This window comes from Flectobacillus sp. (assembly GCF_049240685.1).
In the GTDB taxonomy this organism is placed as follows: Bacteria; Bacteroidota; Bacteroidia; order Cytophagales; family Spirosomataceae; genus Flectobacillus.
In genome coordinates, this window is record NZ_JBMLSD010000433.1 from 2,838 (window position 1) to 6,119 (window position 3,282).

Consider the following 3,282-nt stretch of genomic DNA (forward strand, 5'->3'; position numbering starts at 1 on the left):
AAAGGCACATAGGGACAAAGTGTCTTTGTTATCTGGGATTTCAGATATTGGATTTCGGAAATGTTTGATTTTTCCGAAATCTGAAATCCCAAATAATTTAAAAACTCCTCACTCAAAACTCTTCACTCATCACTCAAAATGCCTTTCCCGACTATTTTATTGTTTGATTTAGATGCTTCTGGTCATCATTCTGAATATCTTACACATTTGATTGAATATCAGCTTGAACATCGTTTACCGATCAAATTAATAGCTTTGGTAAGCCCCATCTTTGCCACAAAACACGCTAAGCTCACGCAAAGAATGTCGGTGGACGCTTCGGTTTTTGAGTGGAAATATATTTCTGAGGAGGAATTTCAGCAGTATCAAGCAGAGAATAATGTCATCAAACGTGGAGATTTTGAATGGGGATTATTCTGTAAATATGCGTCAGTATTTCAAGCTAAACATGGCGTTTTGATGTATCTGGACCATTTGCAATTGGCGATTTTACAAAAAGGCAATCAAGCGCCTTGCACTTTTTCAGGGATTTTTTTTAGAACTACCCTAACCAATTATCGTCCCGATTCTTGGAAAGAGCGTATCAATTTTATTCGTAAAAAATGGATGCTCCGTGGCTTACTTTTTTCTAAAAAGCTGACCAATCTCTACTGTCTTGACCCTTATGCTGCCGAATATATTCAAAAAAAATGGCATAGCAACAAAGCACTATATTTACCTGACCCTGTCAAAACCTATCCTTTTGCTCAGGAAGCTCCTATCCTGCTCAGACAACAATTGGGCATCGAACCGCATCGAAAAGTTTTTCTAATTTTTGGTTTTTTGGACGAAAGAAAAGGAATCATTCCAACGCTGGAGGCATTACTTCAATTACCTCAAAAACAGCAACAAGATGCTTGCTTGCTGTTAGTAGGTGGTTGGACTGCGGAAGAGAAATACCGTTTTGACGAAAAACTCAAAGCTATTGAGGGTTCAAACCACTTACAAATTGTTAAAGTTGATTATTTCGTAGAGCCAGAGTTGATTCAACAATTCTTTGCCCTTTCTGATATAATTATGGGCTTGTATCAAAAACATATAGGTATGAGTGGCATTATGGTGCGCTCAGCTTTTGCCCAAAAACCACTCTTAACTTACAATTATGGTTTGATGGGAGAGCTTACCAGAAGAAATCAACTGGGAATTACCGTAGAGCCAAATAATCCAGAAGAGTTACAAGAAAAAATACAATTTTTGTTAAGTCAATCAAAAACTGTCGGAAATCAGTCGATGATGAAAGAGTTTTCTGACCATCATCAGGTAAAATTTTTCGCAGAATGTATCTTCAAAAAAAATAAAAAAATATTATCCTGAAAATCAGGCACTTCAAAAAAACTTAGCCACTTTACACTTAGAGTTCTAAGTAATTTTCTTACCTTTGTATCCCGTAACCATAGTTTCGGATTTTCTAAAATGAAATCTTCTTTGGGAAATCTGAAACGTCCATGAACTTTCGTTCATCGGAAAATTCACAAATCAATCATTTCTTACAATGTCAGGTAAAGGGCAACCTAAAACCGCGAAATACATCTTTGTTACGGGCGGTGTGACTTCTTCATTAGGCAAAGGTATTATTGCCTCATCATTAGCAAAACTTCTGCAAGCCAGAGGATTATCGGTAACTATTCAAAAATTTGACCCGTATATCAATATCGATCCGGGTACACTTAACCCTTATGAGCATGGGGAGTGTTATGTAACCAACGATGGCGCCGAAACTGACCTTGACTTGGGTCACTACGAGCGTTTCTTGGGCGTACCAACTTCGCAAGCAAACAACATTACAACTGGTCGTATTTACTACAATGTAATCACGAAAGAACGACGTGGTGATTATTTGGGTAAAACTGTTCAAGTAGTTCCTCACATCACAGATGAAATCAAAAGAAGCATCTTGTTGTTGGGTGAAACTGGCGAATACGACGTGGTAATCACTGAAATCGGTGGTTGCGTGGGTGACATCGAGTCACTTCCTTTTATTGAAGCTACTCGTCAATTAAAATGGGATTTAGGTGAGAAAAACACGTTGTTTATCCACCTAACATTGGTTCCCTACTTGGCATCAGCGGGTGAGCTTAAAACCAAACCAACTCAACACTCAGTACGCCAATTATCAGAATCTGGTATTCAGCCTGATATTTTGGTATGTCGTACAGAGCATCCTCTTCCACAAGATATGCGTCGCAAAATTGCCCTATTCTGCAACGTATCTGCCAACGATGTGATTGAGGCTATGGACGCTGAGACAATCTATGATGTACCATTATTGATGCGTAAAGAAAAATTAGACGCAAGAGTATTGTACAAATTGGATATATACAACGACCGTGATGCAGATTTAGACCAATGGAAAACGTTTTTGGGTAAGTTGAAAAACCCTACAGACCAAATTACCATAGGTTTGGTTGGTAAATACGTAGAATTGAAAGACTCGTATAAATCTATTGCTGAAGCAATTATTCATGCGGGAGCGGTTTGTGAAACAAAAGTAAATATTCGTTGGATTTCTTCTGAAACGCTAATCGATGCTGGTTATGAAAGCAGATTGGCCAACTTGGATGGTATCTTGGTAGCCCCAGGTTTTGGTGAGCGTGGTATCGAAGGTAAAATCAACGCAGTAAAATATGCTCGTGAAAACAAAATTCCATTCTTTGGTATTTGTTTGGGTATGCAATGTGCTGTTATCGAGTTTTCGCGTAACGTATTGGGTCTTGCTGAAGCACACTCTTCAGAAATGAACCCTGAAACGGCACATCCTGTAATCGACATCATGGCAGACCAAAAAGATATTACTAACAAAGGTGGTACCATGCGTTTGGGTGCTTATGGTTGTAAAATTGAAAAAGGTTCGTTGGCACACAGCATCTACGGAAAACTAAATATCCAAGAGCGTCACCGTCACCGTTATGAGTTCAACAATAACTATTTTGAACAAATCAAAGCGGCTGGAATGGTTCCTACAGGTATCAATACAGACTCTGGTTTGGTAGAGATTGTTGAAATCAAAGATCACCCATTCTTTATTGGTGTTCAATTCCACCCAGAATATAAATCGACAGTGGTAAATCCTGCTCCGTTGTTTGTACATTTTGTAAAGGCGGCTTTAAAAAATGCTTCTCCGGTAGCAAAAGGAACAACTAAATAACCTTTTGTAAAAAAATACAGCTAAAAAGCCAAGTTCTTTGTAATTTTGCACCGCCAAAGTCGAGGCGGTGCATTTTTATTTCTTTACTATTCGATTTT

General features: G+C 38.4%; 2 protein-coding genes. Both read left to right on the forward strand.

Annotated elements, in window-relative coordinates:
* Window positions 1-138 precede the first annotated feature (138 nt).
* Window positions 139-1,353, forward strand: a complete 1,215-nt coding sequence (locus tag ACOVQ4_RS19865; protein ID WP_421822347.1) for a glycosyltransferase — start codon at window positions 139-141, stop codon at window positions 1,351-1,353.
* Between the two features lie 178 nt (window positions 1,354-1,531).
* Entirely contained in the window at window positions 1,532-3,184 is a 1,653-nt protein-coding gene (locus ACOVQ4_RS19870; protein WP_421822348.1) for a CTP synthase, read from the forward strand.
* Window positions 3,185-3,282 lie beyond the last annotated feature (98 nt).

Excerpts from the sequence above, each read along its gene's own strand:
- ACOVQ4_RS19865 (WP_421822347.1), top strand. The coding sequence starts at position 139 with ATGCCTTTCCCGACTATTTTATTGTTTGATTTAGATGCTTCTGGTCAT.
- ACOVQ4_RS19870 (WP_421822348.1), top strand. The coding sequence starts at position 1,532 with ATGTCAGGTAAAGGGCAACCTAAAACCGCGAAATACATCTTTGTTACG.